At 56.7% G+C, this 2,703-nt stretch carries 4 protein-coding genes; all 4 read left to right on the forward strand.

Features of this window, described 5'->3' with window-relative positions; translation table 11 throughout:
• Positions 1-911: fatty acid desaturase (locus AC4GMC_RS18125; protein WP_487878034.1), on the forward strand; the 911-nt coding region annotated here is incomplete at its 5' end.
• Positions 912-1,206: 295 nt separating this feature from the next.
• Positions 1,207-1,494 (forward strand): integration host factor subunit beta, encoded by a 288-nt coding sequence (gene ihfB / locus AC4GMC_RS18130; RefSeq protein ID WP_038006462.1) that lies wholly within the window; start codon positions 1,207-1,209, stop codon positions 1,492-1,494.
• Between the two features lie 3 nt (positions 1,495-1,497).
• Entirely contained in the window at positions 1,498-1,848 is a 351-nt protein-coding gene (locus AC4GMC_RS18135) for a LapA family protein (RefSeq protein ID WP_487878033.1), read from the forward strand.
• An 8-nt stretch (positions 1,849-1,856) separates the two neighbouring features.
• Positions 1,857-2,504 carry a phosphoribosylanthranilate isomerase gene (locus AC4GMC_RS18140; RefSeq protein ID WP_487878032.1) on the forward strand — a complete coding sequence of 216 codons (648 nt, stop codon included), beginning with the start codon at positions 1,857-1,859 and terminating at the stop codon, positions 2,502-2,504.
• Positions 2,505-2,703: the final 199 nt, after the last annotated feature.

Below are 2,703 nucleotides of genomic sequence, written 5' to 3' on the forward strand. Positions count from 1 at the left end.
TGACGGTGGGTCCGTTTTTGATGCTGTGGGTTCTTGCGTGGTACGCAATGTCCTATAGCTACTGGCTCACGCTGATGATTTCGTTGGTAAATTCCGCGTTCTTGCTGCGGTTGTTTTGCATTCAACATGACTGCGGCCACGGTTCTTTCTTTGCAAATCGTACGGTCAACGATTGGCTTGGGCGCGTGATTGGGGTGTTTACGCTGACACCTTATGATGTGTGGCGTCGGTCGCATTCCATCCACCACAGCGCGTCGGGCAACCTTGCGCGTCGCGGGATTGGGGATGTTGCGACACTGACGGTTGCTGAGTACCGCGCGCTGCCGCCGCTGAACCGTATGATGTATCGTCTGTATCGCAACCCTGTTGTGCTGTTTTGCCTTGGGCCTGGGTACTTGTTCTTTATCCAGAACCGGCTTCCCTTGGGTCTGATGGGGCACGTCAAATATTGGATGAGCGCGATGTTGACCAATCTGGCGATTGTCGCTTGGGTTGCGCTCCTGGTGTACTTTGGTGGTCTTGTTCCAGTGGTTCTGATCTTCCTGCCGTCGACACTTTTGGCGGCGACCGCTGGGGTTTGGTTGTTTTACGTGCAGCACCAGTTTGAGACGACCCACTGGGAGGCTGAAGAAAGCTGGGACCTGCATGACGCAGCCTTGCACGGCAGTTCGCAATACATGCTGCCGCCTGTTCTACAGTGGCTTAGTGCCAACATCGGTATCCACCACGTGCATCACCTCTACAGCCGCATCCCTTTCTACAGGCTGCCAGAAGTCCTGCGTGACCACGGGGAGTTGGCCGACATCAACCGCATGACCATCCGCGAGAGCTTTGCTTGCGTGCGCCTGCACCTGTGGGATGAAAATGCCAAGCGTCTTGTGTCCTTTGCGCAAGTGCGCACAGCGGCCTAAGCAGACGTTTTGATCCGCGCGTGATCTACGCGCGCGGCTCATGCTGACAGGTGGTCCAGAGTGCGACTCACATGCCTGTGATTCTCCCGGCTTGGGCCTCAGCGTGCCGTGAACCGCCTAGATTTTCTCCTCTAGTGGTTGTATTTGCAGACAAACCCCTGCGGAACGGCAATTTTTCGGCCCTAAAATTCCATTAGGGCGTTTCGCTAACACGTCAATAATGTCTAAAGTGTTGCAGCAGGACGGGTTCTATTGATCGAACCTCGCCTGGGGTGACTTTGGGAGGACACACCACATGATACGCTCTGAGCTCATTCAAAAAATCGCAGATGAAAACCCCCATCTGTACCAACGGGACGTGGAGCGCATTGTAAACACGATCTTCGAAGAAATCATCGAAGCCATGGCTGAGGGTGATCGCGTTGAGCTTCGTGGTTTTGGTGCGTTCTCTGTGAAAAAGCGCGATGCACGTTTGGGGCGCAACCCGCGCACAGGCGACGCCGTCGAGGTTGAAGAAAAGCATGTGCCGTTTTTCAAAACCGGCAAGCTCCTGCGCGATCGTTTGAATGGACATGAGGACTAAGCTATGCGCCTGATCCGCTACGCAGTGTTGGCCGTTATCGCGATTTGCCTGTTGGTGATCGCGCTTGCGAACCGGGGGGATGTGACCCTCAACCTGCTGCCTGGCGAATTGTTGCAATTCTGGCCCTTCGCGAATTCCGTTACTGTACCGCTTTATGCGGTGATTTTTGCGGGCATCGCGATGGGCGTCCTGTTGGGCTTTGTGTGGGAGTGGGTGCGCGAGCATAAGCATCGCGCCGAAGCTTCGCGCGCCAAAAAGGAAGCCGTCAAGCTTCAACGTGAGATCAAGAAGGTCCAAAAAACCGATGGGACCACGGCGGATGATGTTCTGGCCATCGTGGACGGAACGCGCTAGGCGGGGCCATGCCAACTGACATTCGTGTAAAAATCTGCGGCTTGTGCCGCCCCGAGGACGTGACTGCCGTTGCAGAGGCAGGCGCGTCCTATGGCGGCTTTGTGTTCTTTCCCAAATCTCCGCGCAATGTCTCGATCGCACAGGCACGGGATCTGGCGCTTGGCGCGCCAGTGGGCTTGGCCAAGGTCGCCTTGGTCGTCAACGCGGATGACGCGATGCTGGATGCGATTACCGCAGAGGTGCCGTTGGATATGCTACAATTACACGGCTCCGAAAGCCCTGCGCGTGTGGCCGAGGTTAAGGCGCGCTACGGATTGCCGGTGATGAAAGCCGTAGGGGTAGGCGGTCCCGAGGATCTAGCCGCAATCGATGTTTTTGCCGAAGTGGCGGATCAGTTGTTAATCGATGCAAAGCCGCCCAAGGGTGCGGATTTGCCGGGCGGCAACGGTCTAGCGTTCGATTGGCAGCTACTCGCGGGGCGCAAATATTGGTCCGTGCCGTGGATGCTGGCCGGAGGGCTAACACCAGACAACGCAGCCAAAGCCGTCCGGCGGACCGGCACCCGGCAGCTGGATGTCTCATCCGGTGTTGAAAGCGCGCCCGGCATCAAAGACGCTGCGCAAATCGCAGCATTTGTCACGGCCGCACAGGCTTAAACGGGTCTAATCAGAGCCATAAAACGCCCGAATATTCCGGCCAGTGTCTCGCTGATCCCTTGCCCCCTCCTGCCTGCTGCCCTACACCCAATTCAACGCGCAACGGGGAGACGACCATGGCAGAAGATTTCGTGAATTCCTACTTCACCGGACCTGATGAAAATGGTCGCTTTGGCGACTTTGGGGGGCGTTTCGTATC

This window comes from Thalassobacter sp. (genome assembly GCF_982993085.1).